We start from the raw sequence: 596 nt of genomic DNA on the forward strand, positions 1-596 counted from the left end.
TCGAACTCAGCAACAGTGATTGAAGAGGCAGTTTCAGAGTAAGGGAATGTAACCTGAGTATTGAATTCAGAAATATCACAAGCTTCAATACTATCCAATGGAGGACATGAAATAACAGGACGAATACTATCCGAGACTATAATTGTTTGAACTTGAGAAGAATCGTTTCCGCATTCATCGGTTACAGTCCATGTACGGGTAATAATAATTTCGTCATCACAGTCTCCTGTTGAATTAACTTCGGTAGATGTTACAATAAGTAATGAAGCCACAGTGCAGTTATCAGATAAATCAGTAACTTCTCCAGTGATGTCTGAGGATGCATCATAATTGCAATCATCATCCTTATAAATTGTAATATCTTCAGGAACCGTAAATGACGGTGGTGTGTAATCATTTAAGGTAATAATCTGTGCACATGTCTCAGAATTTCCACAATTGTCGGTAACGGTGTAAGTTCTTGTAATCGTTTCGGGGCAGTCAGCACCGTCGCTTATATCCTGATAAGTAATGGTAAATACATTACAGTTGTCGGTTGCCGTTCCTCCCAAAGCCTCGAACTCAGCAACAGTGATTGAAGAGGCAGTTTCAGAGTA

Annotated in this window: 1 protein-coding gene; it reads right to left on the reverse strand. The window is 39.3% G+C overall.

The features are described 5' to 3' along the window. Window positions 1–596: hypothetical protein (locus K5G00_RS29520; protein WP_238770244.1), on the reverse strand; the 596-nt coding region annotated here is incomplete at both ends.

Origin of the sequence: Maribellus maritimus, from assembly GCF_022267315.1 — a bacterium.
In the GTDB taxonomy this organism is placed as follows: domain Bacteria; phylum Bacteroidota; class Bacteroidia; order Bacteroidales; family Prolixibacteraceae; genus Draconibacterium; species Draconibacterium maritimum.